The organism is Phoenicibacter congonensis (assembly GCF_902386915.1).
In the GTDB taxonomy this organism is placed as follows: Bacteria; Actinomycetota; Coriobacteriia; order Coriobacteriales; family Eggerthellaceae; genus Phoenicibacter; species Phoenicibacter congonensis.
The window spans coordinates 184,796-211,337 of the sequence record NZ_LR698997.1 but is presented as its reverse complement, the minus strand read 5'-3'; the positions used below and the strand labels follow the sequence as shown (position 1 = coordinate 211,337).

25 protein-coding genes and 1 tRNA gene are annotated in these 26,542 nt (G+C 43.0%); 16 read left to right on the top strand and 10 right to left on the bottom strand.

Annotated elements, in window-relative coordinates:
- The first annotated feature begins 37 nt into the window (after nt 1-37).
- The 3 genes from FXZ76_RS00980 to FXZ76_RS00970 all read left to right on the top strand — a co-directional run bounded on the left by FXZ76_RS00980 (nt 38) and on the right by FXZ76_RS00970 (nt 4,233).
- The gene (locus tag FXZ76_RS00980) at nt 38-412 is read left to right on the top strand and encodes an ArsR/SmtB family transcription factor (RefSeq protein ID WP_197682079.1); all 375 of its coding nucleotides are present in this window, start codon (nt 38-40) and stop codon (nt 410-412) included.
- Nucleotides 413-662: 250 nt separating this feature from the next.
- Complete coding sequence (locus FXZ76_RS00975; protein WP_197682078.1) at nt 663-2,417, top strand: ABC transporter ATP-binding protein; 1,755 nt, start codon at nt 663-665, stop codon at nt 2,415-2,417.
- Nucleotides 2,404-4,233, top strand: a complete 1,830-nt coding sequence (locus tag FXZ76_RS00970; RefSeq protein ID WP_079535272.1) for an ABC transporter ATP-binding protein — start codon at nt 2,404-2,406, stop codon at nt 4,231-4,233. The genes FXZ76_RS00975 and FXZ76_RS00970 overlap by 14 nt, the downstream gene beginning before the upstream one ends.
- 58 nt (nt 4,234-4,291) lie before the next feature.
- Here the strand turns inward: FXZ76_RS00970 and FXZ76_RS00965 are convergent, their stop codons facing one another.
- The 4 genes from FXZ76_RS00965 to FXZ76_RS00950 all read right to left on the bottom strand — a co-directional run bounded on the left by FXZ76_RS00965 (nt 4,292) and on the right by FXZ76_RS00950 (nt 8,532).
- The gene (locus FXZ76_RS00965; RefSeq protein WP_157887267.1) at nt 4,292-4,771 is read right to left on the bottom strand and encodes a prepilin peptidase; all 480 of its coding nucleotides are present in this window, start codon (nt 4,769-4,771) and stop codon (nt 4,292-4,294) included.
- 117 nt (nt 4,772-4,888) lie between these two features.
- Complete coding sequence (locus tag FXZ76_RS00960) at nt 4,889-6,193, bottom strand: adenylosuccinate synthase (protein ID WP_079535270.1); 1,305 nt, start codon at nt 6,191-6,193, stop codon at nt 4,889-4,891.
- A 45-nt stretch (nt 6,194-6,238) separates the two neighbouring features.
- Nucleotides 6,239-7,372, bottom strand: coding sequence for a hypothetical protein (locus FXZ76_RS00955; RefSeq protein ID WP_079535269.1), 1,134 nt, complete (start codon nt 7,370-7,372; stop codon nt 6,239-6,241).
- A gap of 11 nt (nt 7,373-7,383) precedes the next feature.
- A complete protein-coding gene (locus FXZ76_RS00950) occupies nt 7,384-8,532 on the bottom strand; it encodes an immunoglobulin-like domain-containing protein (protein WP_079535268.1) in 1,149 nt (382 codons plus the stop codon).
- 240 nt (nt 8,533-8,772) lie between these two features.
- Between FXZ76_RS00950 and FXZ76_RS00945 the strand changes: the two genes are divergently transcribed.
- From FXZ76_RS00945 to FXZ76_RS00905, 9 genes are all read left to right on the top strand, one after another.
- A complete protein-coding gene (locus tag FXZ76_RS00945; RefSeq protein ID WP_079535267.1) occupies nt 8,773-9,951 on the top strand; it encodes a pyridoxal phosphate-dependent aminotransferase in 1,179 nt (392 codons plus the stop codon).
- A 179-nt stretch (nt 9,952-10,130) separates the two neighbouring features.
- A complete protein-coding gene (gene infC / locus FXZ76_RS00940; protein WP_079535266.1) occupies nt 10,131-10,733 on the top strand; it encodes a translation initiation factor IF-3 in 603 nt (200 codons plus the stop codon).
- Nucleotides 10,734-10,744: 11 nt separating this feature from the next.
- Nucleotides 10,745-10,942: a 50S ribosomal protein L35 gene (rpmI, locus tag FXZ76_RS00935; RefSeq protein ID WP_079535265.1), complete on the top strand. Its 198-nt coding sequence runs from the start codon at nt 10,745-10,747 to the stop codon at nt 10,940-10,942.
- 14 nt (nt 10,943-10,956) lie between these two features.
- On the top strand, nt 10,957-11,310 hold the full coding sequence (gene rplT / locus FXZ76_RS00930) for a 50S ribosomal protein L20 (RefSeq protein ID WP_079535264.1): 354 nt from the start codon (nt 10,957-10,959) through the stop codon (nt 11,308-11,310).
- A 136-nt stretch (nt 11,311-11,446) separates the two neighbouring features.
- The gene (locus FXZ76_RS00925) at nt 11,447-11,956 is read left to right on the top strand and encodes a hypothetical protein (RefSeq protein ID WP_079535263.1); all 510 of its coding nucleotides are present in this window, start codon (nt 11,447-11,449) and stop codon (nt 11,954-11,956) included.
- 101 nt (nt 11,957-12,057) lie between these two features.
- On the top strand, nt 12,058-13,875 hold the full coding sequence (locus FXZ76_RS00920; protein WP_079535262.1) for a carbon starvation CstA family protein: 1,818 nt from the start codon (nt 12,058-12,060) through the stop codon (nt 13,873-13,875).
- Nucleotides 13,876-14,056: 181 nt separating this feature from the next.
- Complete coding sequence (locus FXZ76_RS00915) at nt 14,057-14,767, top strand: class C sortase (protein ID WP_197682117.1); 711 nt, start codon at nt 14,057-14,059, stop codon at nt 14,765-14,767.
- Nucleotides 14,768-14,935: 168 nt separating this feature from the next.
- Nucleotides 14,936-15,862: a YARHG domain-containing protein gene (locus FXZ76_RS00910; protein WP_079535261.1), complete on the top strand. Its 927-nt coding sequence runs from the start codon at nt 14,936-14,938 to the stop codon at nt 15,860-15,862.
- 356 nt (nt 15,863-16,218) lie between these two features.
- The gene (locus FXZ76_RS00905) at nt 16,219-16,875 is read left to right on the top strand and encodes an N-acetylmuramoyl-L-alanine amidase (RefSeq protein WP_231961713.1); all 657 of its coding nucleotides are present in this window, start codon (nt 16,219-16,221) and stop codon (nt 16,873-16,875) included.
- Between the two features lie 190 nt (nt 16,876-17,065).
- On the opposite strand, the gene FXZ76_RS00900 is transcribed toward FXZ76_RS00905, so the two are convergent.
- The 5 genes from FXZ76_RS00900 to FXZ76_RS00880 all read right to left on the bottom strand — a co-directional run bounded on the left by FXZ76_RS00900 (nt 17,066) and on the right by FXZ76_RS00880 (nt 21,132).
- Nucleotides 17,066-17,737 carry a response regulator gene (locus tag FXZ76_RS00900; protein WP_079535259.1) on the bottom strand — a complete coding sequence of 224 codons (672 nt, stop codon included), beginning with the start codon at nt 17,735-17,737 and terminating at the stop codon, nt 17,066-17,068.
- A 2-nt stretch (nt 17,738-17,739) separates the two neighbouring features.
- The gene (gene hisS / locus FXZ76_RS00895; RefSeq protein WP_079535258.1) at nt 17,740-19,086 is read right to left on the bottom strand and encodes a histidine--tRNA ligase; all 1,347 of its coding nucleotides are present in this window, start codon (nt 19,084-19,086) and stop codon (nt 17,740-17,742) included.
- A gap of 17 nt (nt 19,087-19,103) precedes the next feature.
- Nucleotides 19,104-19,180: transfer RNA gene (locus FXZ76_RS00890), tRNA-Pro, on the bottom strand.
- Between the two features lie 27 nt (nt 19,181-19,207).
- Nucleotides 19,208-20,419 carry a diphosphate--fructose-6-phosphate 1-phosphotransferase gene (locus FXZ76_RS00885; protein ID WP_079535257.1) on the bottom strand — a complete coding sequence of 404 codons (1,212 nt, stop codon included), beginning with the start codon at nt 20,417-20,419 and terminating at the stop codon, nt 19,208-19,210.
- Nucleotides 20,419-21,132: a hypothetical protein gene (locus FXZ76_RS00880; RefSeq protein WP_079535256.1), complete on the bottom strand. Its 714-nt coding sequence runs from the start codon at nt 21,130-21,132 to the stop codon at nt 20,419-20,421. The genes FXZ76_RS00885 and FXZ76_RS00880 overlap by 1 nt, the downstream gene beginning before the upstream one ends.
- A gap of 312 nt (nt 21,133-21,444) precedes the next feature.
- On the opposite strand from FXZ76_RS00880, the gene FXZ76_RS00875 reads away from it, so the two are divergent.
- The 4 genes from FXZ76_RS00875 (at nt 21,445) to FXZ76_RS00860 (ending at nt 25,314) form a co-directional block, all read left to right on the top strand.
- Nucleotides 21,445-22,572, top strand: coding sequence for an ABC transporter substrate-binding protein (locus FXZ76_RS00875; protein WP_079535255.1), 1,128 nt, complete (start codon nt 21,445-21,447; stop codon nt 22,570-22,572).
- 148 nt (nt 22,573-22,720) lie between these two features.
- Nucleotides 22,721-23,815 carry a FecCD family ABC transporter permease gene (locus tag FXZ76_RS00870; RefSeq protein ID WP_079535254.1) on the top strand — a complete coding sequence of 365 codons (1,095 nt, stop codon included), beginning with the start codon at nt 22,721-22,723 and terminating at the stop codon, nt 23,813-23,815.
- Entirely contained in the window at nt 23,815-24,564 is a 750-nt protein-coding gene (locus tag FXZ76_RS00865) for an ABC transporter ATP-binding protein (protein ID WP_079535253.1), read from the top strand. The genes FXZ76_RS00870 and FXZ76_RS00865 overlap by 1 nt, the downstream gene beginning before the upstream one ends.
- Nucleotides 24,565-24,741: 177 nt before the next feature.
- A complete protein-coding gene (locus tag FXZ76_RS00860) occupies nt 24,742-25,314 on the top strand; it encodes a class I SAM-dependent methyltransferase (protein WP_079535252.1) in 573 nt (190 codons plus the stop codon).
- A 302-nt stretch (nt 25,315-25,616) separates the two neighbouring features.
- On the opposite strand, the gene FXZ76_RS00855 is transcribed toward FXZ76_RS00860, so the two are convergent.
- The gene (locus tag FXZ76_RS00855) at nt 25,617-26,423 is read right to left on the bottom strand and encodes an SDR family NAD(P)-dependent oxidoreductase (protein ID WP_157887266.1); all 807 of its coding nucleotides are present in this window, start codon (nt 26,421-26,423) and stop codon (nt 25,617-25,619) included.
- Nucleotides 26,424-26,542: the final 119 nt, after the last annotated feature.

The following is a 26,542-nucleotide window of genomic DNA, read 5'->3' as shown; positions in this document are numbered from 1 at the left end:
CGCTTAATTGTTATAATTTTTAAAAAGGAGAATCGAAATGACTAAAGACTACATTCAGCACTCTCATGGAAACGAAAAAGAGCTTGAAGCGATGAAGAAATTCGTCGACCACATCGACCAATTCAATCGCCTTGCCGATTCTTTTAAACATCTTGGCGACGTTAATCGTGTTCGCATCTTTTGGATGTTGACCCATGCAGAACTTTGCACGGCTTGCATTGCGCAAATGCTCGATATGAGTTCACCTGCTGTGGCCCATCATTTAAAGCTTTTGCGCGAAGCTAATTTAATTGAAGGCAGAAGGGTTGGCAAAGAGGTGCGATATCATGCAGTAAACACGCTTCCAGCAAGAACACTTCATGATGCAATCGAAAAAATGCTAGCTATTTCTTGTCCTGTGAACAATTTATAAGGTTTAGCAAAACTCATTTTATCGTTTGTCACATTGCTTTTATCTCTAAGATCATTTGATTGTGTCTTCTAACCGAATTGGCTTAAAAGTTTTTTGGATAGATGTATTTGATGAACTCCTCATCTAGAATGGAAAAATTGGCTATATTGAACCAGGTTTTATACACCTAATGTTTCATTTTTTGTTGTTCAGCCGAACGGCATTAAATTTGTTGCATAATTGCAAGCCGTGATAATCAAAGATGTTAAAGTTGTTTAAATATTTATCTAAAGCTGATTGGGCGCGACTTTTTGTAGCGCTCATTTTTCTCGTGGCAGGGGTTGGTCTTGACCTTAAATTGCCAGATTACATGCGTGAAATCACTACACTCGTTCAAACGCAGGGAAGTGCTTTGTCTGAAGTCCTCATTGCTGGGGGCAAAATGTTGCTTTGTGCATTTGCTGGCCTGGGAACTACATTTGTCGTAGGCTTCTTTGTCGCAAAAGTTGCGGCTGGTCTTGCTCGTGTTCTTCGAGAAAAAGTCTTTTTTAAAACAATTGATTTTTCGCGCAGTGAGATGTCGGAATTTTCTGTTGCTAGTTTAATTACAAGAACTACAAATGATGTTCAGCAAATTCAACTTTGCATTGCAATTGGAGCGCAAGCTGTTGCGCGAGCGCCAATTATGGCTGTTTGGGCAGCTGTAAAAATCATGGGAAAAAGCTGGCAGTGGGCAGCAATAACTGGCGGGGCAGTTGTGATTCTTGTAGTTGTGATGGGCGTTGTCACATCGGTGGTCATGCCAAAGTTTCGAATGATGCAACAGCTAACCGACAACTTGAATCGAGTATCACGTGAAGACTTAACAGGTTTGAGAGTTGTTAGAGCTTATAACGCTGAAGGCTATCAGCAGGAAAAGTTCGAAGCGGCTAACAACGCTCTAACCCGAACTCAATTGTTTACTTCACGCAGAATGTCGCTGATGTTCCCAACAATTCAACTCATTATGTCAGGGCTCACGCTTGCGATTTACTGGTCTGGTGTCTACATCATCAATGGAGCCAATCTTCCAGCAAGACTTGCCCTCTTTAGTGACATGGTCGTTTTCTCTTCATATGCAATTCAAATTGTCATGTCGTTCATGATGATAGTTATGGTGTTTGTTATTGCCCCTCGCGCTATTGTTGCGGCAAAACGAATTAATGAGGTAATTTCAACCGACGTGACAGTTCGTGATGGAAATGAAATTTTTTCTGACGACAAACAGACTGGCGCAATTGAGTTTAAGAATGTCAGTTTTCAATATCCTGATGCTGAAGAACCTGTTCTTCATGACATTAATATCAAGATTCATAAAGGCGAAACTGTTGCTTTTATTGGGTCGACGGGCAGCGGAAAGAGCACCCTCATTCAACTCATTCCTCGATTCTATGACTGCAGTGATGGCGAGGTTATCGTCGATGGCAAGAACGTTCGTGACGTTACGCTAGACTCTCTCAGAAAAAAAGTTGGTTTTGTTACACAAAAGCCAATTATGTTTATGGGGACAATCGAGAGCAATGTTGCCTATGGCAGCGAAGGAGAAGTGAGTGAATCGCGCGTGCGTGAAGCTCTCGACATTGCGATGGCGACAGAATTTGTCGACAAAGAAGAAGATGGCATAAAGGCAGAAGTGTCGCAAGGCGGCACAAATTTTTCAGGTGGTCAAAAGCAGCGTCTTTCGATAGCTAGAGCGATTTATAAAAATCCTGAAATTTATGTTTTTGATGATTCTTTTTCAGCACTTGACTACAAGACCGACAAATTGTTGCGTCATGCTTTGGAAGAAAAAACGAGCAATGCTACTAAGCTAATCGTTGCGCAAAGAATTGGAACAATCATTGATGCTGATCAAATTTTTGTAATGGATTCGGGCAGAGTTGTTGGTCACGGTCGACATGCTGATTTATTAAAAACTTGTGAGGTCTACAGGGAAATTGCAGAATCGCAGTTGTCAGAGGAGGAATTGAAGAATGCCTCAAGATAACGAGGAGATAAAACTACCTAAACGACCTCGGCGCAACATGGGACCTGGCTCAAAGTTTGTCGGAGGGGAAAAGGCGAATAACTTTGGAAGCGCGATTAAAAGCCTGATGCTTTATGCAAAAAATTGGCTTCCAGGAATTATTGTTGCATCATTGCTTGCGGTTTGTGGATGTGCGCTAAATCTAGCAGGCCCAGGAAAACTTTCGGAAATCACAGACCTCATTGCTCAAGGCATCGCGTCAAGCATCGATGTAGCTGCAGTCGTCAAAATAGCGATTATCCTCACTATCATCTATTCAGTTGCATGGCTGTGCAACTTTTTGCAGAACTTTGTTATGGCAACAGTCACGCAAAGGCTCTCGAAAAAGTTGCGCACCGACATTTCGTTGAAAATTGACAAATTGCCTTTGAAGTATTTTGATGGAACTTCAGTTGGTAATGTTATGTCACGCATCTCAAACGATGTTGACATGATTGGACAAACGCTCAATCAAAGTCTAGGTGCATTAATTACTGCATTCGTGATGTTTTTTGGCTCGCTATTCTGTATGTTCACCACAAACTGGATTTTGGCGCTTTCGGGCGTGGGAGCATCAATTCTTGGTTTCTCAATCATGCTTGTGATCATCAAAAAATCACAGAAATATTTCAACCAGCAACAACAATCGCTCGGTTCTCTTAATGGGCACATTGAGGAAACCTATTCTGGCCACGCGGTGGTTAAAGCCTACACAGCAGAAGACTCTGTGAAGAAAGAATTTAGACGCATCAACAATGAACTTTATAATTGCGCGTGGAAGAGCCAGTTTTTAAGTGGGCTGATGCAGCCTCTCATGGGTTTTGTTGGCAACTTGGGATATGTTGTTGTTTGTGTTGTCGGTGCAGTTCTCACCATTAACGGCATCATTTCTTTTGGCGTGATTGTGGCTTTTATGGTTTATGTTCGTCAATTCACGCAGCCTCTCAGTCAATTTGCTCAAGCTGCAAATTCGCTGCAAAGTGCTGCAGCTGCGTCAGAGAGGATTTTTGAAATCCTAAATGAAGATGAAATGGAAACTGAGAAGGACAATATTCAATGTTTAGATAACGTTGCTGGCGCAGTTAGGTTTGAGCATGTTCGCTTTGGTTATGACCCTGAAGATATCATCATCCAAGACTTCTCTGCTGATGTTAAGCCTGGTCAGAAGGTTGCAATCGTTGGGCCAACAGGTGCAGGAAAGACAACTTTAATCAATTTGCTCATGCGTTTCTATGAGTTGCAAGGTGGAAAAATCTACATTGATGGAATTGAGACCACGAAGCTCTCTCGTCAAGCAATACATGATCAATTCTGCATGGTTTTGCAAGATGCATGGATTTTTGAAGGGACAATTCGCGAGAACATCGTTTATTCAAAAGAGGGAGTGACCGACGAAGAGGTCATAAACGCATGCAAGGCAGTTGGCCTGCATCACTTCATTCAAACGCTCCCTAAAGGCTATGAAACAGTGCTCAATGACAGCTCTGCTTTGTCGGCGGGACAGCGTCAACTTGTCACGATTGCGCGCGCAATGATCAAGAATGCCCCGATGCTAATTCTCGATGAAGCAACAAGTAGTGTTGACACGCGAACCGAGCAATTGATTCAGCAGTCAATGGACACATTGATGGTGGGAAGAACCTCATTTGTGATTGCCCACAGGCTTTCGACAATCAAAAACGCCGACAAGATTCTCGTCTTGAATCATGGAGAAATTGTTGAGCAAGGAAATCACGAGGAACTCCTTGCCAAAGGTGGTTTTTACGCCACTCTTTATAACAGCCAGTTTGAAGAATAGGAATTTGTGAGTTAGCTATTTCTTTCACTAATAGATTTAGCACTGCAGCATGGATTTGTTACAAGAATGAAATTATTGTGCATGCTGCAAATCCCACTGCAAAGAATGGAACAAATGGAAATGTGGTGTCTTTGTCAAAGCTTGCGAATCTGTTTTTCTTAATAAACAGACAGAGCAGAACTGCGCTAAAAGCTACCAATAAAGCGAACAACAGTCCTTCTATTCCTAAAATTGGAGTTGTCGATGCGATGATTTTGATGTCACCGCCACCAAACATCTCCTTTCCTTTTATTCGTTCTAGCGTAACAGTCAGTGCTAGCAGCACAATCAGCGTTGCAATAGAGAAAGCAAGAGGAATCAATATTGAGTCAATGGGGTTGTCTTTTCCAAAACACACTAATGCAATTCGTGCTATCAAAAACACAATGATTAAAAAAATTGGGAACCAGTTTGAAACTTCACGATTTTTTCTGTCTTGGATTGCAGCTAAAAAAACAAGCAGCAGTGAAATTATCATTGCTGCTTGTTCTGCTGTCATAAACATTTTTACTGCTAAAACTTCAATAAATTGGAGCGACTTTTAAAGTTATTTACTTAAATCAGTGTTTAACATCTAGTTAAAACGCATTCAGGTGTTCGTTGGATCTCCGTTTTTCTAGCGAATGATTGTTTGATTTCTGTCTGGGCCAGTGGAAATGAAGTTCATTTTCACTCCCACAGACTCTTCCAGGAAGTTAATGTATTTCTTCGCGTTTTCAGGAAGTTCATCAAATGTTTTTGCACTTGTGAGATCGTGCCCTTTCCAGCCTGGCAATTCAACATAGACTGGTTTTGCATGAAAAAGAACTGATTGCTGCATTGGGAAGTAGTCATATTTTTGACCATTGCATTCATATGCAACGCAAACTTTCAAAGTTTCGAACGCTGAAAGAACGTCAAGTTTTGTGAGCGCAATCTGGGTGAGTCCATGAATGTCAGCAGCATATCTGCCAACCACTGCATCGAACCAGCCGCAGCGACGTTTTCTTCCAGTGGTGGTGCCAAACTCGTGGCCCTCTTGGCAGAGCAGCTCGCCGTCAATTGCATCTTGGCCAGTTCCACCGTTTTCTTTGAAGTGAAGTTCTGTTGGGAATGGTCCTTCACCGACGCGAGTCGTGTAGGCTTTCATAATTCCAAGAACATTATCAATGCGAGTGGGTCCAACGCCTGCTCCTGTGCAAGCGCCGCCTGCACAACAACTTGATGATGTCACGAAAGGATAGGTGCCATGGTCAACATCAAGCATTGTTCCTTGTGCGCCTTCAAACAAAATGTTTTTACCATCGCGAAGTGCGTCGTTTAAAAGCTGTGCCGTTTCTGCGACGTGTTTTTTGAGAATGCGTGCGTAATCTAGGTATTCTTCGAGAATTTCTTCCATTGTAAATGTTTGTAGCCCATAAACCTTGCTCAAAATAGCATTTGTTCTTTCTAGAACAGTCTCAAGTTTTAGTTTGAAGATTTTTTCATCAAGCAAGTCTTGCATGCGAATACCGCGGCGTGCAACTTTGTCTTGATAGCATGGACCAATTCCTCGTTTTGTTGTGCCAATTTTGTTTTTACCGAGGCGCTTTTCATCGGCACCATCGAGGATCTTGTGATATGGCATGATAACGTGCGCATCGCATGAGATTTTAAGGCGTTCACAGCTGATGCCTTCTGCGTTGAGCATCGCCATTTCCTTAACAAGAACTCCAGGGTCGACGACACATCCGTTTCCAATAACTGGAGTGCAGTTTTCATACATAACGCCTGACGGCATGAGGTGAAGCGAGAGTTTTGTGTCACCAACGATAACGGTGTGACCTGCGTTGTTTCCTCCTGAGCATCGAACTACGAAGTCATAGTCCCCAGAAATAAGGTCTGTAATTTTGCCTTTTCCTTCGTCGCCCCATTGAGTTCCGACAATAACTGTTGATGACATGTCTAATCTCCTTGTTTGTTTTATGACAATCTAATTTTAATAAAGTTATTTACCATTAATGTAGCTTTTAACCTGTTTGTAAATTGCATCCCGGTCTTTTAAATCCTGAGCGAGTGCATCGGTGTTGCCCTGCCGTTTTTCCTTGAACTGGTCATTGATTAAATCGGGCAATTGCTGATTCCAATTTTTAGAAATGTCGGTAGCTTCCGTTTTTAGCTCGTTATATTTATCGTTTTGAGCTTGGAGTTCTTCTTTGTTGCGGTCAATGTAGGCGTTAGCCACCGCTACTGTTGCATCCTGTGAAGAAATAATGTAGTCACAATAGTCGACATAGCTCTGCAGAAGGGCACTATCGAGTCCTAATTCTTCGTTTTGGAAATTTGCGTCAACAACGTTTTGGAAAAGACCCTTAGCGTTAATTGCGAGTTGTTTTGATTCGTTCGCGGCATCAATTGCCTTTTTAGCGTCATCGGTGTTCGCATTGCCCAACAACTGCGATGCCTCACGGTCTTTTGCGTCGGCATCAATCAGGTCTTTCATTGCGTTATTTGCATTTTCTTTTGAAAGTATGAAAGGGTATGCAAAAGAAAAAGTGGTTTCATAAAGGTCAATTAGCCTTGACTCTTTATCAGCTAATGTGATTGCGTTGTTTGCTCCGTCGCGGTCGGCTGGAGTTGCAATTTCAGAAAGAGTAGTTTCAAGATTTGATTTTTCACTTGCTAAAGCCGACTTTGATTTCTCTGCTTTGTCTTTTAGATTTGTTAGGTTGTCGGCATTAACATTTGTGCCGAAGTCATTCGGGTCATTGTTAAGCAACAGTTGCAGGGTGCTTCTCATTTCGCCAAGGTCGTCGGAGGTCTTAACCACGTCATTTATCTGGCTGTGCAATTTGTCCATTGAGCCTGCATAGTTTTGAAACAAACCAGCGAAGCCCCAAATTGCAAAAACAATGCCAATTAAAACGACGGCCACGATTGAAAGAATTGTGAGAAGCCTTCCTCGAACCCTTGCTTTTTTCTTCTTCGCAACTGCTTCAGGCGAAATTTCCCAAGGTGCAGGAGCTGAATCACTTCCGTTCTTTAGTTTTTTGCTTTCAAGAACGTTGAAGGAAATCTCGTTAGAAGATCCAATAGTTTTTTCTATCAGATGAGCGCTTTTAAAAGGGTTGTGTTTAGGCATGTTTTTAGTCTTTATGAAACCAATGCGCAGAACTGCTCAAAAGAATAATTTCCACTGATGCGCACTCGAGGCAAAGCCATTTTGTCGTCGCCTGGTTTGACAGCACGGTTTTCAATCGTGAAAGCACAAATTACACCTGCATCTTGTAATGCTTTCTCGGCAGTTTCATTGTGGTCTCCAAAAGGATATGCATATGCTTGCGAGTTTCCTGTTAAAGCGGCAGCTTGTTTTTGGTCATCCAAAATTTCATCATAGGAGCATGCATGGATTCTTCCCCCTCTGCCAACATTGCTGCCGGCAACATGCATTGCATATGAATGTGATTGATATTGTACAAATTTGCTTGGGTTGCCAAAAACCTTCTCACTTGCATCAGCGTCACTGCAAATTACAAAAGAAGTTGCAGGAACTTCACATTTGTTAAACAACGGAATTCCGCTTTGCAGGAATTCAGGCTTGCCGTCATCAAACGTAAATATGATGCTCTTCATTGGCAGTGTTTTTTTCCCGTCGACAAATGCTGCTAGCTCTTCATAGGAAGGGTAATAAAAATTGTTTTCCTTTGTCCATAAAATCTCTTGTTCTAGAAGGCTTGCTTCAATCCAGTTGTTATCAACTTCGTCAGGCTTGTTAGTCTCGTCATAAACATAGTGGTACATGCAAACTGGCACTGCTTGCGCGTTTCCTCCATCAAAAGAATCAACAACGCTCACCTTTCGTTCACAAGTTGCTTTTTTCCCAGTTGAGTCGGTCGCAGTGTATTTAATTTGATAGTCGCCAGTCTTTGAAGTGTCAACGCTTCCTTCAACTTTGATGTTTGAAATGTTTTCGTTTTTTGTAGTGTCAACTGCGTGACAACCCGACTCGATGTAATCTTCACCTTTAAGAACAAGTGTGTTTTTGTCGCCAAAAAGAGTCATAACTATGTTTTCAGCGTTTGCTTTTGATTCAGAATTCTGCTGCTGGGTTGCTTCGTTTCCAACTGGCAGGATATCTGTTGCAGGTTGCTCCTCAGAACCTCTTCCTGCGTTCATAAAAGCAAACACTCCAACGACAGCTACAACCAAAATCCCAACAGTGCTAGCGGCAATAATCCTGCGCCTTCTTGCTTCTCTGCGCCTTCTTGCTAAATATTGTGCTCTGTGAATGTGTCGATCCATGTATTTATTTTACTTCATGGGTGGGACCCACCGATAATGTTCATTGATTCATTTTGTTTCTGTAAACTAATTTGGTCTTTTGTCACATTAACGTTAGAAACTTTAAACCTGCTCATTCGGCAAGCATCATTGCGAAAATGATGGTTTGTTATTTCTTGGTAAAAGTCGCCGCCCATGAGAGCATTGTTCCTAACCTTAACTTCATTTGTTCTATCATTGTTCACGTGAAAGGAGATAAAAGTGCTGAATGAAAGAATGTCAAAATTAGGCGACGAGCCTAGCGCTATCCGCGAGTTGTTTATGTGGGGTTTGCAACGCAAGAAAGTTGTGGGTGATGATAAGGTCTATGATTTCTCGATTGGAAATCCAAGCGTTCCTGCCCCAGAACAAGTAAAAGCTTGCATTTTAAAACACATGAACGATGATCCAGTTGCACTGCATTCCTATTCAACTGCTGCTGGCATTGAGCAAGTTCGTAATACTCTTGCCGACTTCATCACAAGAACATATGATTTCAGGGCCGGCGGAAGCAACGTCTTTTTAACCCATGGTGCATCTGGAGCTTTGGCAGCTTCTTTTTGTGCGGTCACGCTTCCTGGTGAAGAGGTCATTGTCCCTGCCCCCTATTTCCCTGAATACAAAACGTGGATTGACACTGCAGGATCAACTCTCGTGCCTGTTGCTTGTGATAGGAAGTCATTCCAGCTTGACTTTAATGAGATTGAAAAAGCAATTAACGAAAAAACTTCAGCATTTGTGCTCAACAGCCCAAACAATCCAACAGGTGCAGTTTATCCTCGTGAAGACCTTGAGAAGCTTGCTGACATTCTTGAGTCTAAAGAAAAGCAATTTGGAACTAAGATTTATCTAATTTGCGATGAACCCTATCGCGAGATTACATATGGTGCAGAAGTGCCATGGGTTCCGTCCATTTATTCGCGCACAATTGTGTGCAATTCTTTGAGCAAAACTCTGAGCTTGCCGGGCGAGCGCATTGGATATGCCTATGTTAGCGACACCATGGAAAACGCACGTGACGTCTATGTTGCAATCACTGGAGCTGCACGCGCTCTGGGCCACATTTGCGCACCAGTGATGTTCCAGCACATCTTGGCCGACTGCATTGATGTTCCAACCGATGTTACTCCATATGCTGAAAATCGAGCATTGTTAACTGAAATGCTTGACGATCTTGGCTATGAATATGCAGAGCCACAAGGTGCTTTCTATTTGTGGATGAAGGCACTCGAACCAAGTGCTCAATCATTTTCTGACAAAGCGCGGGAGCTCGACCTGCTAATTGTTCCAAGTGAGAGTTTTGGGGCTGAAGGATGGATTCGTCTTTCCTATTGCATTGCCAAAGAAACTATCATCAACTCAAAGCCAGCATTTGAAAAACTAAAGGCTCTTTACGAATAATTTGTGCTTGCAATTTCCATACCTCGAGAAGAAATTATGTATAATGTTATGCGCGAAGTGAGCAAAGCCGCTCCACCTTGGTTGCGTTTAGCAGTCGGGTTTACAACTTAAAATTTGTATTTATATGGCTTGCTCACGATTGTGCAAGCCTTTTTTATTTTAGAAAGCAGGTGGTTTAAATAGCCAAGCCAGAACCAAGGCTGAACGAAGAAATCAATTGCGCGCAATGCCGCTTGATTGATTACGACGGAAACCAAATGGGAGTTTTCACGCTCTCGCAGGCTCTCGACATAGCTGCTGCTGCAGGATATGATCTCGTTGAGATAGCACCAGATGCCAAGCCTCCAGTTTGCAGAGTCATGAACTATGGCAAATACAAATATGAGCAGGCTGTAAAAGCAAAGCAAGCTAAGAAAAACCAGACAAAGATTGAGGTTAAGGAAATGAAGTTCCGTCCAAAGATCGATGTTGGTGATTATGAGACCAAGAAAAAGCACGTCCTTCGTTTTCTTGGTGACGGAAACAAGGTGAAGATTACCATCATGTTCCGCGGACGTGAAATGGCTCATCCAGAACAAGGGATTTCAATTCTTGAGCGTCTGGCCGATGATTTGTCAGATGTTGCAGTGGTTGAAAGCAAACCAATTCTGGAAGGCAGAAACATGCATATGACCATTGCTCCTTCGGGAAAATCGGGAAATAAAAAACAGGCAACACAATCGAGAAAAGCGCAAAGAGCAGCTAAACAACGCGAGGCTGCCAAGAAGCAAGAGGAAGAATAGGAGAAACTAGCATGCCAAAGATGAAGACACATCGCGGTTCTGCAAAGCGTTTCCGCGTCACTGGCAGCGGAAAAGTAATGCGTGCAAAAGCATTTAAGAGCCACATCTTGACTAAAAAATCACAAAAACGGAAGAGAAATTTCCGTAAAGAAACAGAGATGGCAACCGCTGATTACAAGGTAGTACAGCGCAACCTTGGAAGAAGATAGGAGGGTGCGACTAAATGGCACGCATTAAAAGATCAGTTTCAGCTCGTAAAAAGCGTCGTGGCACTCTAAAGGCTGCCCGTGGATATTATGGTGCAAAATCACGTTCCTACAAAAACGCGAAACAGCAGGTGCGCCGCTCAATGCAGTACCAATATCGCGATCGTCGCGTCAAGAAACGCAACTTCCGTCGCCTTTGGATTACTCGCATTAATGCAGCAGCAAGACTTAACGGCATGAGCTATTCAACATTCATGAATGGTCTTAAGAAAGCTGGAGTTTTGCTTGATCGCAAGTCTCTTGCAGACATTGCAGTTAATGACAAAGATGCATTTGCAGAACTCGTAAAGGTTGCAAAGCAAGCTGCATAGTTGGCGTTAAACACGACTATTTTTTGGGCGGGCGGTTTGCTCGCCCTTTTTATTTCCGAGGCGATAGAATTCTTTAGACACGAGAATTTATTGTATGTGTGAATTTCATTAAATAACTTGCTACACTGTTGGGAACATGGATAAATCGCAAAAATTAATAAAAGCACTTTTAAAAAGCATCTCGAATTCTTTTGATGTTTATGAAGACTATTCCTATTGCGGTGAAAAATTCGAGGGCTATGCGGAATTTCATGAGCTGGGTTCGAAATATGTTCTTTCAAAAAAGGCGAAACTGTGGTCGGTCGAGGCAGATGAATACATGTTTCTAAAAGCGATTGATGCTTTAGATGGTTGCGAACTTCAACATCTTGTCGACTTCATGAAAACATGCGGGTTTGAGAAGGTCAATCCGCGACCCGACCACATGAGCTCTGCTATTACTTTGGTTTGTGTCTGCAACACTGTCGCTTCAACAGCTTTTAAGATGGCAAAACATGTCAAGCGCCGCAAAAATTATAAATTCTCCTTTTGGGGTTGGGCTGACTTGCGTTTAGTTGTTGTTGATTTGAGCAAAAATGAGGTCGCAACTAATGCATTTGCAAAACATCTTTTGCCTGTTGTTAAACAAAATTTAACAATTCTTTAGGTTTAGCGAAAAATTCCAAAAATTTATTAATCGAGTTCCATGCCGTTTTATAATTGCTTGCGCTGCTAGAGGTGGTTTAGCAGCTGGGTAAGGAGATTTGGATGAATGCTTTAGTTATTTTTGGGATTGGAGCAGCCATTATTGTTGCTGGTTATTTGACCTATGGTCGTTGGCTAGCAAAGACTTGGGGGCTGGATCCATCAAGACCAACACCTGCACATGAGTTGGAAGACGGAGTCGATTTCGTGCCTTCCAAGCCATATGTTGTCTTGGGACATCATTTTTCTTCAATTGCGGGAGCGGGTCCAATTAATGGACCAATCCAGGCGTCGGTTTTTGGATGGGTGCCTGTAATGTTGTGGGTTTTAATCGGTGGCATTTTCTTTGGTGCTGTTCACGATTTTGGCTCGCTGTTTGCCTCAATTCGTCACAAGGGCCACACGCTCGCATCGGTAATTGCAGAGAACATGGACGAGACTGCAAAGAAGCTCTTCTGCATTTTTGCATACCTCACATTGATTCTTGTTGTTGCAGCATTTGCATCGATTGTTGCTAACACATTTGCGGTCGGTCTTGCTAATCAGAGTGACGCTGCCGCGCGTGCGAATGAGCAAACTGCGATGATTTCTATTTTGTTTATTGTTATTGCAATTGCCTGGGGCCTCGTCACAAAGGGTCGCCAGATTCCCGATGTTGCAAACATTGTTTCTGCAATAGTCATGATTATTATTGTTGTTGCTCTTGGCTACAACTTCCCAATCGTAAGCCTCGATTATGAAACCTGGATGCTTCTTCTGGGAGTTTACATAATGATTGCATCGATTGCTCCTGTTTGGATTTTGTTGCAACCTCGCGACTATTTGAGCAGTTACCTACTTTACGGAATGATTGTTCTCGCAATTGTTGGCATTGTTGGTGCGACAATCACTGGTGCAGCTACAGATTTGCAAATTCCTGCTTTTACTGGCTTTTTCGCCAGCAATGCGGCTTTTGACCCTTCAACAGGTCAAGCAGTTTTAGATCAAGCAGGCAAAACAATCACTAACAAAGCGGCTGTTAGCGGCTCATTGTTCCCTGCGCTTTTTGTCACGATTGCTTGTGGCGCAATTTCTGGGTTCCACTCTCTTGTCGCTTCTGGAACAACTTCAAAGCAAATCGACAACGAAGGGCAAGCACTTCCAATTGCATATGGCGGCATGCTCATTGAATGCTTGCTTGCAATCATTTCTTTGGTAGCAGTTGGTTTCGTTTGGGCAGAATATTGCAAGGGTGGCTATGCATCACCAACTGCTGTGTTTGCTTCAGGTCTGTCACAGATGCTCGCTTGCATTCCTGGCCTTAAAAATTATGAGAGCATCGCCTACACGCTGCTCATTCTTGCGGTCTCTGCTTTTTGCCTGACCTCTCTTGACACTGCGACTCGTTTAGCGCGCTACATGTTCCAGGAGTTATGGCTAAAGTCAGACGAAACTCATGAGTCGGTAAAATCGCCAGCAAGAAAATTCCTCTCAAATAAATATGTTGCTACCGTCATTACCGTATTTGCAGGAATTGGTTTGGGATTGACAGGATATACAATCATTTGGCCATTGTTTGGTGCAGCGAACCAACTGCTTGCGGCACTTGCTCTTCTTGCAGTTTGTGCCTGGCTCAAAAATGCTGGGAAGAAAAATCAAATGCTCTATATTCCAATGGCATTTATGTTGGTAGTCACTCTCACTTCGCTTTTCCAAACAGGCATGGCAAAGATTACATTGCTCACGGGTCCAGCGACTGTGTTGGCAGCTCAGGCTGGTGGAGTGGCCGGCGTCGTGGCGCAGCTTGTCCTTGCAATTCTTCTTTTCGCTCTTGCGCTTGTTCTCGCCTACAAAGGAGTCAAGACAATTTTCGGAAAAGAAACAAAGAAAGTGGCTTGCTAGCGAAATAAACTTGCGCTAACTATTTAGGCAACTGATATATATCTAGAGGTGACTCGAGGCATATCTCATGAAAAAGCATTTAAGCACTGTAATACTTGTTCTAATGCTAGTTTTAGGTTTCTGCCTTTTGCTATATCCAACCTTCAGTGATTATGTTAATTCACTACATCAGTCATGAGCTATTGCTTCCTACAATGAAAGCGTGAAAGATCTTGATTCTGCTGATTATGAAAAAATCTTGAATGATGCGAAACAATACAACGCGGAACTTGCTCAAAAACCTCAGAAATATGACTTGTCAGAAGCTGAAAAGGTGAGATATGAGCAGCTTTTGAGAATCGATGAGACTGGCATGATGGGCTACATCGAAATTCCTTCAATCAAAGTTTCTCTTCCGATTTATCACGGAACTGGAGATGAAGTTTTAAACACTGCAATAAGTCATTTGGAGTGGACGAGTTTGCCAGTTGGAGGAGCCTCTTCGCATTGTGTTTTGACGGGACACAGAGGACTTCCGAATGCAATGCTTTTTACTAATCTTGATAGCTTAAAGGAAAGCGACACCTTTGTTTTGCGTGTCTTAAATGAGGTTCTCACATATGAAGTTGATCAAATTTTGATTGTTGATCCAAACGACACTGAGGCATTGCAAATCGTTGAAGGAAAAGACTATTGCACGCTTGTTACGTGCACGCCATATGGTGTCAACACTCACAGGCTTTTAGTTCGTGGCCATCGAACTGAGAACGCAGATGGCACAATGGCCTCGGTTGCAGCTGATGCAATGAGGATTAATCCAATTCTTGTCGCTCTTGCAATAGCACTCCCTTTGCTAGTCATTCTTGTGATTGTCATTTTGCTCCCAAGAAGAAATAATTTAAACAAGCATTAACTGGACGCCAATTTTGCAATTGGATTAGTGGCAATTAAGTGTCCTTTGCAAACGGGAAGTAGATCTTAGCGAAGTCTAAATGTTGCACAGTGCATTGTTTTTAATCCGCTTTGCCGAAAGTCTATTCTTTAAAATAAATAGAAAGGCCAATTCTTGTTGGGAGAGATAATGTTTTGTTCAAATTGCGGCTCAGAGTTGCATGATGGAGATGTATTCTGCACTAAATGTGGTTTCGAAGTTGAGAAACAGAAACCAGAATCTTCTGAAAACAAAGAGGCAGGTGAAGACATTTCTGAACAGAAGACTGAATTGCTTGAGACAGTAAAAGCAGATCAGAGTAAGGAATACAGCATTGATGCTGTTGATTGCACTGGAGTTGAAGTTTATGCATATCCTACATTCGAACCGGACAAAACAGCTGTAATGCCCGCTGTTTCAGCGGAGGAAACTGATGAGTGCGCACAGGTATATCAGCAAAGTTCAGCAGATTCTCCGAACAGAAGTGCATCTTCAAGCAAAGCACTCCCAATAACAATAACAATTGTTGTGGGTGTCGTGATTGTCGCATTGATTGCAGCTTGTGCAATTTATTTCACTTCAAAGTCATCGAACGAGGCTTCAATTAATGCTGCAAAACAGGCTAATGAGGCAACGCAATCAAAAGACTCCGAAAAGAAGAGCGATGATAAAGCATCAACTAGCGACAGCAATCAACAGTCTTCTTCAGATAGCAATGAATATTCTGACATCAGACAAAATCTTGGAAAAGCAAGTGGAACAAAAACTGGCTTTAATAATACCTATGTCATTAATGACAGTGATATAAGATATCTATCTCGCTCTGATTTGTTTAGCATGTCGGGCGATGAGATATGTCTTGCTCAAAATGAAATATGGGCACGTCACGGTCGCATGTTTAAAAATGATTGGCTTCAGAACTACTTTAATTCTAAGTCTTGGTATCGAGGAACAATTGCACCTGATGATTTTTTAAATCAATATAGACCAACCGATATTGAGAATGAAAATGCTTCTTTGATGGTTTCTGTTCTTTCTGAGCGTGGCTATGATGTTAATTCGGTGCATCCGAACTAAGGTTACGGTGTGAGTTGATTAGTAATATGGCGTGGTGCTTTCAAAGAGATAGTAATTGCTCGTTAAACTGCGAAATGCGACCACATGATGCCTCGGGGCATTATTATAGAGAGGTTACTAATCGTAGAAATGACCTCTTTGGTCGCCATCATGACGATTTGACGTGTCATGATTACGGAGCTGTTAGCAATAGCTTTACACTAAGTTTCCAAAGGCAGACTGCTGTCCTGTCTTTACGAACACTTTCGCGAAATTTAGGAATTTTTTTCTTATCTGCCCTAGTTTCTTCCTTCTTTCTTATTGGTTGTTCGGGAACTCAACATGACTCTTCAGCTAATGATTTTGATGATGTTCAATTGAGCGATAAAACAGTCTCTGAAGAAGATGTTCAGGCACAGAACCAGCAGATTGATGTTGAAAATCGTAAAGCTCTAATTGAGGAAGCAAAGGCAAAGCTGCAACTCACAGAAGACTACAGAGATGACTTCATCCATGGTGAAAAGGGTGCTGACTTTCAGAAGTATATTGTTCTTCATGACACGGAGGGGTCAAACGATGCATCCTCTGTTGTAAACGGTTGGGAGGCAAGTGGTAACCTTGTTGCGGCGCATTTTATTGTCAACACGGATGGCTCGATTGTCCAATGTGTTCCAATGGACAAAATAGCGCATCATGCAGGATTTGGAGACACAGGCCACAACATTGATTTTGGAGTCGAGGACGAGAGCCGCGACGACAAAGCGGGCACAGTTCCAATTGGAGGAAACTTTGCCGATTATGGAATGAATTCCTATTCAATTGGAATTGAGATGGTTCACGTTGGTGGCAGTGGCGATTATCCTTCGGCACAGCTCGAAGCTCTCGACAATTTAATCACCTATATTGATGCCTTTTATGGGTTTCAATCCGAGATAATCGATCATAAAACATGGCGAACAGGCAATAGCGACACTTCCGCTGAGTTTTCCACCCATCTTCAAAACTATAAAGCGACCAGAAAGCACTTTGCATAAATCAATCCTCATTTATCTCTTGTTTTCACGAGTGTGTTTTTTTAGAGGCGGAGGAAGCTGGCTCTGCTTTCTTATTATTTAGACAACATTGCAATGGAGAACCACTAAAAATAGGAGCACGCATAAAATGGAGAGCGCTCAGCAAGGTAGGCGTTTAGTTTGCAAGCAAGAGTACGGCAAAATAGTGAGTCTATGAATTGTAATAGACTACTAGTTGAGCCCGCGAATGGCAATTTGTTTTTTGCATAATGCGAGAGAGGTGAGTTTTTGCGGTTGCAGGTGAAATAAACAGCTTCTCGCCAATTTCTTTGTTTGATAGACCTTGGGCAACAAGCTCGAGAATTTCCTGTTCACGGTCAGTCAGAGGGTCATCAAGTTCTTGGCCTTTTTTAATCGGTGCTGGTTTGTCTTCTTTGGGGTCAGATTTGACAAACTTGTTTACTAATCGGCGCATGACGCTGGGTTGAATCAAAGCGTTTCCATCGGCTACTGTTCTGATTGCATTTGCAATATCTTCTGGTTCTGCATCTTTTAACAAGAACCCGCCTGCTCCTGCTTTGAGAGCTTCGAAAACATATTCATCGAGGTCAAAGGTCGTCATCACGAGGACACGAGTGCCTTTGCATTGTGGGTCGCTGACGATTCGCTTTGTTGCTTCAATTCCGTTCATTTTCGTCATGCGAATGTCCATGAGCGCAATGTTTGGATGCAATTTTTGGACTTGCTCAATTGCTTCAATGCCGTTTGTGGCTTCCCCAACAACTTCAATGTCGTCATAAACTGAAAGGATGGCTTTGTAGCCGCTGCGGACAAGTGGCTGATCATCGACTATCACGACAGTGTATTTTTTGTTTTCAGTCATTTCTACTCCTGCGGAATTGAGGTGTGCAATGCTTTCTTGGCGTCGTCAAAACTGACCTTTGAATCTTCATGCGTTTCGAGGTTGCGCACGGTGAAGCATTTATTCTCCATCTCGTCGCTCCCAAGGATGAGAGCAGTTTCTGCATTGCTTTTGTTAGCTAACTTTAACTGAGATTTTAAACTCCTAACGCAAGTTTGACCTGTTTCTTCTGGGCGAAGGTCCATATCAAGCTTTATTTCTGGGTTAAAGCTGTTTAAAACAAACATTTTTTCTGCAAAACTCTTCGCATTTTCATCGAGCGGAATGATGAACAATCCCTTGCGTTTTGTTGCAAACGATTTGCTCGCAGAAGCCTTCTTTGCTAGAAGACAGCGCTCAAAGCCGACTGCAAATCCAAGGCCGGGGATGTCAGGACCGCCAATTTCTGCCGCCAATTTATCATATCTTCCGCCACCCCCGATAGCATTTTGCGCACCGAGACCGTCATTGAAAGTACATTCGAAAACTGTTTTTGTGTAATAGTCAAGACCACGAACAAGTGTGGCGTCTATCTCATATTTGCAATTTGCGAGATCAAGGAATTGTTTAACTTTTGCAAAGTGAGCTTTGCAATCATCGCATAAATATTGATCAATTAGAGGTGCGTTTTGCATAGCCGATTTGCATTCTGGATTTTTGCAATCAAATGAACGAAGAGGATTCTTTTCAGCTCGCTCCATGCATGTTTCACACATGCAGTCGGTGTTAGTGTGAATGAATTTTTTGACTGCTTCGCGGTAGGCTGGACGGCATTTTTCACAGCCGAGTGAGTTTAGGTGGAGAGTGCACTTATCCACATCGATGCCGAACTCTTTAAAGAGCTGCATCATCAATACAATTGCTTGTGCATCTAGCGAAGCGTCATTGCTGCCAAGGCATTCAATTCCAATTTGGTGGAACTGGCGTTGGCGCCCCTTTTGTGGTCGTTCGGCGCGAAACATTGGACCTGCATACCAAATCCGAACAGGTTGCGATGCTTGGTCTATCCAGCCATTTTCGACAGCCGCCCTAACAGCACCTGCTGTTCCTTCTGGTCGCAACGTCAGCTGAGCTTTCGAAGAAATCTCTTCTCCTGATTTGAGTTTCTCAATGTTTCCGCCTGATAGTGCCGAATACATTTCTTTGTTCACAACATCTGTTGTGTCGCCGATTCCGCGAACAAAAAGCTCAGTTTTTTCAAACGTAGGAGTTTGTATTAATTCATATGCAGCAGCTCCAAATGTTTCGTTTGCGCATTTTTTGAAGAGCTCCCACTCTTGCATCTCTTGCCCGAAAAGATCGAATGTTCCTTCTGGTCTTTTAATTGCCACTGCAGTCTTCTTTCTAATGGTCGGGATGACAGGATTTGAACCTGCGGCTTCTGCGTCCCGAACGCAGCGCTCTACCAAGCTGAGCTACATCCCGCTTTTTACTATTGTTTGGCTGTAACTATTATCGCAGGTTAAACGGCTTGACCATCTGAATTAACCCGTCGTTGCTCCAATTCAGTTGAGGCTGCCCTTTAATTAGTGGGGCGAAATAGTCTTTTGCCTCTTCTGTGATGCCGCCATAGTTTGCCTTTGCCCACTGTGTTGGGAATTGTTTTACAAAATTTGCGAATTTGCTTGCGTCGTCGACAAACACTTCTCCAGCATATTCGCCGCTTGCGTTCGCACCGCGTTTTATTCCAACAACCTTTGCTGTGAAATCGTTGTCGCATGCGTGCATGTGTGCAGAAAGTCCTAGTTCATAGGCCTCATCATAATCTACCTTGCTCATTGCAAAATTGCTTGAACGGGCTGCACGTGATAAGTCCTGCACAACTCCGCGAGGTGCAATGCCAGCGTCAACGATCATTTGTCTAAGAGCTATTCCAGCTCCTCCTAAAACGGCATGGGAGAAACCGTCATTTGCGCTCTCACCTGCGGAAACATAGTTACCTTCCGCATCGCGAGCTCCCTCAGAAATGACGATGTAGCAACTGTTTTTCTCATCCATGTACTTCTGCACTTGTGCAAGAAAAGCATCTTTTTCGAAAGGAATTTCGGGGAGAACGAGAAGATCAACGACGCCTGACATGCAACAACTTGCTGCGAGCCATCCTGCGTCACGGCCCATTGTTTCAAGAACAAAAACTTCTGGGCGAGTGTAGGCATCGTAGTCAAATGCTGTTGCCTTTGTAACAAGGTTTGCAAATTTTGACGCGCTTGGGAAACCAGGGCAATGATCTGGAGGGACCAAGTCGTTGTCTACCGTTTTTGGGATGCCCACGAAACGAGTGTTTGAACCATGTTTTGCTGCCCATTCACTCAGAGCGTCCACTGTGTCCATCGAATCATTTCCGCCGACATAAAACATGACGTCCACGTCATTTTCTTTAAGAACTTGGTTTAGCGTCTCGAAATCTTCCGCTTGATCACGCTTGAGCTTGTAGCGACAAGTTCCAAGTGCGCTCGAAGGTGTCTGTCGAAGAAGTGAAACCTCATCTGCTGGCAGATCTGTTAAATCGAAGAGCTTGTTTTTAAGGACGCCTTCGATTCCGTGGATTCCGCCCAAAACCTTGCCAAATTTGTGGTTGAGCTGGTTCGCACGAATTACGCCAGCAAGGCTTCCGTTTATAACAGCAGTTGGTCCACCGCTTTGAGCAATGAGGCAATTTCCCATTATTTTGTCTCCTCTATTTTATTGTCTGAACTGTCTTTTTTGTCGCTCTTAGCTTCTTTTTCTTCTTTGGTTGATTGCTCTAAACTGTTCGATGCGCTTTCAGCTTTCTCTTGCTCTTTTGCCGCCTTTTTTTCGGCACGCTTCTTTTTGAGTTTTCCTGTTAAGGAATTTGCTTCGCGTTCTTCTTTTGCTTTTCTCAGGGCTTCTTCATACTGTGCGCGTTCCTCGGCAATTTGTTTCTTTGATTTACCTTTGTTGGCTTTCTTTTCTTTTTCTATTTGCTCTTCTTGCCATTTGCGTGTGACTTTTTTAATTTTAGAAAGGTCAACCCAGAAAGCAAATATGATTGCAATGTATGCTAATGCAAGCACAACAATGGAAATCCACTCTGGCTGGACTTCGCGAAGGAACCACGAAGCGATTACCAGAAGAATCGCAGAGAAAAGCCCAATGGCCCAAGCTTTTTTCCATTTTTTGTATTCTGGTGAGTCGGGTGTTGAATATTTCATCGCAAGTTCGCGGTCTTTTGCAGCCTGTTCACGCTCACGTTGCTTGCGCTCTTGTTTCTTTTGCTTTGCGGTTTTCTCAGTGCTTTGAATAGTAATAGTTCCTGCGGCACTTGTTTTTGGCTTTGCGGATGCTGCGCTTTTTCGTGAGTGACCCTTGCGGTCTTCGTCTTGATATCGTTCGTTCATTGGGTTTCTTTGAGTCATTTATGCTCCAGTATTCTTCATTTTTCGTGCACCCTTGATTATATTGCATTCGCCAAAACAGAAGCTATTTTCAACCATTTGAAGTAGGAAGCGTGTGATGTCGAACGAAAAGCTAGACTATGCTTTGGTGTTACAAAATGATAATTTGTGTTACCATCATTTGTTATCCAAGATAAATGTGATTTTGGGTTTTTTGGATGCATTTTTCTTTTGAGATCTTTTGACGCTTTTGTGTTTATTTTTAGCGTTGACGAGCTCGCATGGTTGTTAGTTCTATCTTGGATCTTATTGATTCTGTTCAGGAGGGTTTTTATGGTAAAGATGGTTAAGACAAGTTTGTTTGTGGCGATTTCTTGCCTCGTTTTGTCAATTGCTTTAGTTTTAATGGGTTGTTCTAGCTCATCTTCAAGCTCTACTAATAATCAGTCACAGGAATCCTCAGTTAAGACTGTGGTTGATGCCTACAACAGAAGCGTTGAAGTTCCTCGCGACGCAAAAACAGCTGCTACAGTTGGAAGCGGAGCAAGGTTTGTTGTCTATGCAGGTGCTCAAGACAAGTTGATTGCAGTTACAGAGATGGAAAAAGATCCTGCACTCAACAGACCATATGCCTTTGTTTATAAAGACAAATTTGCTGACCTGCCATCAACAAGCAACGGAAATCACCTGCTTGAAACGAACGTGAATGAAGAGCAGCTAATTGAACTTGCACCCGACGTTATCATTTCGAGTCGCAGCGCCGAGGAGTGCGACGCTTTGCAGAAGAACACAGGAATTCCTGTAATTGGAATTAGCTATCAAAATCAACTGTTTACCGACAGCGTTTACAAGTCAATTGAGTGTGTGGCAGAGGCGCTTGGAACTGAGGAGCATGCAAAGCAGGTAATAGATAAATTGAAAAGCTGGGACAACGATTTGAAGTCACGCACTTCTGACATTGCTGAGGGGGACAAGCCTAGTGTTTATGTTGGAGCTGTTAATTACAAAGGTGCGAAGAGTTTCACAGGAACATATGCCAACTATGCGCCGCTTGTGGAACTAAACGCGAAAAATGTAGCCGATGAGACAGGTCAATCGGCTGCAGTGGATGTTGATTTGGAACAAATTGGAAACTGGGATCCTGACTATATGTTCCTTAATGCTGGGAACATGGATTTGATGAAGGATGACTACGGCAAGAATAAAGATTTCTTTGACAGTCTCAAAGCTTTCAAAAATGGTAACTTGTTTACGCAGCCTTTCTTTAATTTCAATGGAACAAACATTGATACTGGAATTTGTGACACCTATTTCATTGGCGCAACGATTTACCCTGACAAATTTGCCGATGTTGATTTGAGTGCAAAATATTCAGAGATTTACACCACGCTTTTGGGCAGCGACTTCTATGAAGTAATGAAGTCAAAGGGCATGGACTTTAAACCGATCTTTTTTAGTTAGGTTGTTCCCTATTCGATGATTTTGGTTTGGATAAAAAAGAAATCAGAAGTTTCAATGCTTTTTTCATTTGACTTTTGTTATTGCGAAGCTAAGACTTTGTGAGATAAAGTTTCTTTACAAGTTGGCTATTGGGGATTTGGCGAATTAGATGAAAGAAGATATGCTCGGTGGAGGGCGCTTGCCTGCACAAACGCGCGGACCAAGAGAGCATTATGTTGGATACATAAAGCGCAAAAGAGTCGTGATTGCCGTTATGTTCGTTGTTGTCGCGGGTATTGCGCTCGCTTCACTTGGGATGGGCTCGCTTGGTCTATCGCCGCAAGAAATTGTTTGCGCCGTCTTTGGGCAGGGAGATGCTCGTGCTGTCGCTGCTGTTCAAAACATTCGTTTGCCACGAATTGCGACAGCAGTTATAGCAGGCATTGCTTTGTCGCTTGCAGGTTGCGCCTATCAAAGCGTTTTGAGAAATCCTCTAGCATCTGCAAGCACCTTGGGCATTTCTCAAGGTGCAGCATTCGGAGCATCTCTTGCGATTATCGTGTTTGCTGGTGCAGGTGCTTCTTCAGCCTACGAAGGAGTGGCATCAGGAAATCCAATTCTCACTGTGTTATTTGCTTTCATTGGGGCGATGGCATCTACTGTGGTAATTCTCATGCTCTCTCGTGTTCGTGAGATGACACCTGAGAGCATCGTGTTGCTTGGTGTCGCACTTTCTGCAGTTTTCACAGCTGGGACTACCATGGTTCAATATTTTGCGGAAGACACGCAAGTTGCCGCGGTTGTTTTTTGGACTTTTGGCGACCTTAGCCGAGTTAGTAAAGAGCAACTCGCAATTACGAGCTTTGTAACCCTATTGTCAGCAGTGTTCTTCTACATAAACCGCTGGTCACTAAACGCAATTGAAACCGGGGAAGGCCTGGCGCACAGCCTTGGGGTTTCTGTTAACAAAGTTCGCTTGTCAAACATGCTCGTCGCAAGCGCTGCGGCATCTACTGTAATTGCATTTTGCGGAATTATTAATTTTGTTGGCCTGGTTGCGCCGCACATTATGAGGCGGCTTCTTGGTGCCGACTATCGTTTTTTGCTTCCTGCCTCAGCAATTGCAGGAGCAGGGCTATTGTTGCTGTCCGACATTTTGTGCCATGCAATTGTCTCCCCTTTAATTCTGCCAATTTCAGCAATTACGTCGCTCGTTGGCGCACCAGTTTTCATATATCTCCTGTTCAATGGAGTTAGCCGATAATGTTAGAAGCTCGCAACATCCACTTCTCATATCGAACAAACATGCCTGTTTTGCAAGGTGTTTCTGTTGAAATTACACCAGGATCATTTTTAGCAATTCTTGGAGTTAACGGGTGCGGAAAGTCAACTTTACTGTCATGTTTAACAGGAATTAGGAAACCGAATTCGGGGCAGGTTTTCCTTGATGGAGTGGAATTGTCAAATGTCAGCCGCCTTGATCGTGCGAAGCAAATTGCCTTCGTTTCACAGCATAGCCACGCTAACAGGCTCACAGTTTACGATTCTATTTTGCTAGGGAGGCGTCCGCACATGGAAGGCGCACCAACAAATGATGATTATGAAGTAGTTGAAGGCGTGATTTGCCGACTTGGACTTGCAGACTATGCGCTTCGTTATGCTAGCGAACTTTCTGGTGGAGAATACCAAAAGATGGTTCTCGCACGCGCGTTTGTGCAGCAGGCTAACACGCTTTTATTTGACGAGCCAACGAATAACCTTGACCCTGCAAATCAGCAGGATGTCATGAAAGAGATTGCAAATGAAGTGAATGAACGAGGCATTGCAGCGGCGGCTGTTATGCATGATGTTAATCTTGCACTCAAATATTGTGACAAGTTTTTGTTTCTCAAAAACGGTAATGTTGAGTCTTTTGGAGATGCCGACATCGTAACTCACGAAAGAATGGCTTCTATTTATGGACTAGAGTGCGAGGTCATCGAGCACAATGGACGGCGGTTTGTGGTTGCATAATAGTTTCTTTTTCAGCTTGTGTGTGAGGTTTGATAATTTACGCACAGTGCAAGTGGAGTTTTAATCTTAAACCCATCAGCAGTTTTGTTAATAGTTATGAAAGCTTGTGGAAGAATAGCAGTAATTATTTGATGTTCAAAATTTGCACTTGGTACCGAGTTTTTAATGGAGTTTTAAATGAATGAAGTAGCTAAATATTTTGATGAACGTGCGGAAAATTGGGATTCAACAGAGAATCGAGCGCAAGGAGCTGTTCTTTCTTTTGTTGACATAAAAGAGGGTGACAGTGTGTTGGATCTTGGGTGTGGACAGGGCATCATGGTGCCTTTTTACTTGGATGCAAAGGTTTCTCATGTAACGGCCGTGGACATTTCTCCTAAGATGATTGAGTTTGCAAAGCAAAAGTTTGCGAGTGTTGATTGCATAGAATTTATCGCTTGCGATGCACTGGAGTTAGACGAGGCTAATCTGTTTGATGCCGTCGTGATTTATAACGCCTATCCTCATTTCATGGACAAACATGCTTTAGTTGACAAAATCTGGAACCTTCTGAAACCAAATGGACGTTTTGTTGTTGCTCATGGGAGTGGAAAAGATTTAATCAATAGCCATCATCAGGCAGTTGCGGCAGGAGTCAGCAGCGGACTTGCTCCCGTTGAAGAAGAAAGTAGAATCTGGAAATCAAAATTCAAACTTGAAGCACTCGTTGACACACCTGGAATCTATGCATTTTCAGGTGTAAAAAAATAGGAAGTTCATTTCTTGCTGAATTAGTTTGCCCTCTTTGGTCAGGTCAACGCACATAAACACGCCGCAAACAGAGCCAACCTTTGTTGAATTTGTGGTCAACAGGCTGGGGATCATTCAGTCAAATGCGCATTTAGCGGGGCAGTTTCTGTGAATTTGCGCTTTCAGCGAGCACCCGTTTCGTTTTCTTTGATTAGCTCCCAAGTTAGGCTAGTCGCATTTTGCTTTGATTGAGCATGACTTTGAAGCGGCATTTATGGTCTTTAAAACTTGAAATGCGACTTTGAAAAGACGTGGTTGTCTGCCTATTCTTTAGGAGTTTGCAGAGCTGCTGCAATTGCACCTGCCCAACTTCTGGGGAGCAACCGACTGCTGAACACTATAGTTTTTGCAAATAAACCAGGGCAGCACAACATGCGGTTTAACTTTAATGCCAACAAAGCGCTGCTTGCAACAACTGAGGGACTCATTGTCATGTGAGCTATCGCAGTTTTTTCTGCGTCGGCTCTATCCCAAAAAGGTGTGCGAACTGGTCCTGGGCAAAGAGCCGTGACATGGACGCCGTGAAATCGCAGTTCCATGTGTAGCGCATTTGAAAATGATTGCACAAATGCTTTAGATGCATAATAGGTGGCCATGCGTGGGCCGGGCAAAAAACCTGCAACGCTTGCCACGTTCAAAACATTTCCGTGTTTGCGTTTTGCCATGTCGGGGACGAATGCGAGACACAGGTCCATTAGTGCCATCACGTTAGTTTGGACTAGAGCTTGTTGTCTCTTCGCGTCGCTGTCTACAAAGTTTGCGTCATACCCAAATCCTGCATTGTTCACAAGTGTTTCGACCACTAAATTTGAGCCACGCACTTTAGAAACAAGCTTCTCAACGGCATCTGAAATTGAGAAGTCGGCGATGAGCACGCATGTTTTTACTCCATATTTCTTTTGGAGTGAGTTTGCAAGTGCTTCGAGTTCTGTGCTGTTCCTTCCCACCAGAGCAATCGTTTCGTGTTCTTTTTGTCTTGCAAGATTTTCACAAAGTTCTTTTCCAATTCCTCCTGTAGCCCCGGTGACAAGAGCGCAAGATCTGGGATGTATTTTCTTTAATCGTGCCATGTGGCCGTCCTCTCTCATTTCTCGATTTTGTATTCTATATATAGATAATGCTACAGGATGAACCACTATTTCTTGTGTAGTTAAATCATTTAAGCCAGGATTTCAACTTTTAAAACAGA

Coding starts and splice junctions, on each gene's coding strand:
- FXZ76_RS00955 (WP_079535269.1), bottom strand. CDS start 7,372: ATGCCTAAACACAACCCTTTTAAAAGCGCTCATCTGATAGAAAAAACT.
- FXZ76_RS00855 (WP_157887266.1), bottom strand. CDS start 26,423: ATGGCACGATTAAAGAAAATACATCCCAGATCTTGCGCTCTTGTCACC.
- FXZ76_RS00860 (WP_079535252.1), top strand. CDS start 24,742: ATGAATGAAGTAGCTAAATATTTTGATGAACGTGCGGAAAATTGGGAT.
- FXZ76_RS00980 (WP_197682079.1), top strand. CDS start 38: ATGACTAAAGACTACATTCAGCACTCTCATGGAAACGAAAAAGAGCTT.
- rpmI (WP_079535265.1), top strand. CDS start 10,745: ATGCCAAAGATGAAGACACATCGCGGTTCTGCAAAGCGTTTCCGCGTC.
- FXZ76_RS00885 (WP_079535257.1), bottom strand. CDS start 20,419: ATGGGAAATTGCCTCATTGCTCAAAGCGGTGGACCAACTGCTGTTATA.
- FXZ76_RS00865 (WP_079535253.1), top strand. CDS start 23,815: ATGTTAGAAGCTCGCAACATCCACTTCTCATATCGAACAAACATGCCT.
- FXZ76_RS00965 (WP_157887267.1), bottom strand. CDS start 4,771: ATGACAGCAGAACAAGCAGCAATGATAATTTCACTGCTGCTTGTTTTT.
- FXZ76_RS00880 (WP_079535256.1), bottom strand. CDS start 21,132: ATGACTCAAAGAAACCCAATGAACGAACGATATCAAGACGAAGACCGC.
- FXZ76_RS00970 (WP_079535272.1), top strand. CDS start 2,404: ATGCCTCAAGATAACGAGGAGATAAAACTACCTAAACGACCTCGGCGC.
- FXZ76_RS00920 (WP_079535262.1), top strand. CDS start 12,058: ATGAATGCTTTAGTTATTTTTGGGATTGGAGCAGCCATTATTGTTGCT.
- FXZ76_RS00950 (WP_079535268.1), bottom strand. CDS start 8,532: ATGGATCGACACATTCACAGAGCACAATATTTAGCAAGAAGGCGCAGA.
- FXZ76_RS00875 (WP_079535255.1), top strand. CDS start 21,445: ATGGTAAAGATGGTTAAGACAAGTTTGTTTGTGGCGATTTCTTGCCTC.
- rplT (WP_079535264.1), top strand. CDS start 10,957: ATGGCACGCATTAAAAGATCAGTTTCAGCTCGTAAAAAGCGTCGTGGC.
- FXZ76_RS00925 (WP_079535263.1), top strand. CDS start 11,447: ATGGATAAATCGCAAAAATTAATAAAAGCACTTTTAAAAAGCATCTCG.
- FXZ76_RS00910 (WP_079535261.1), top strand. CDS start 14,936: ATGTTTTGTTCAAATTGCGGCTCAGAGTTGCATGATGGAGATGTATTC.
- FXZ76_RS00960 (WP_079535270.1), bottom strand. CDS start 6,193: ATGTCATCAACAGTTATTGTCGGAACTCAATGGGGCGACGAAGGAAAA.
- FXZ76_RS00900 (WP_079535259.1), bottom strand. CDS start 17,737: ATGACTGAAAACAAAAAATACACTGTCGTGATAGTCGATGATCAGCCA.
- FXZ76_RS00870 (WP_079535254.1), top strand. CDS start 22,721: ATGAAAGAAGATATGCTCGGTGGAGGGCGCTTGCCTGCACAAACGCGC.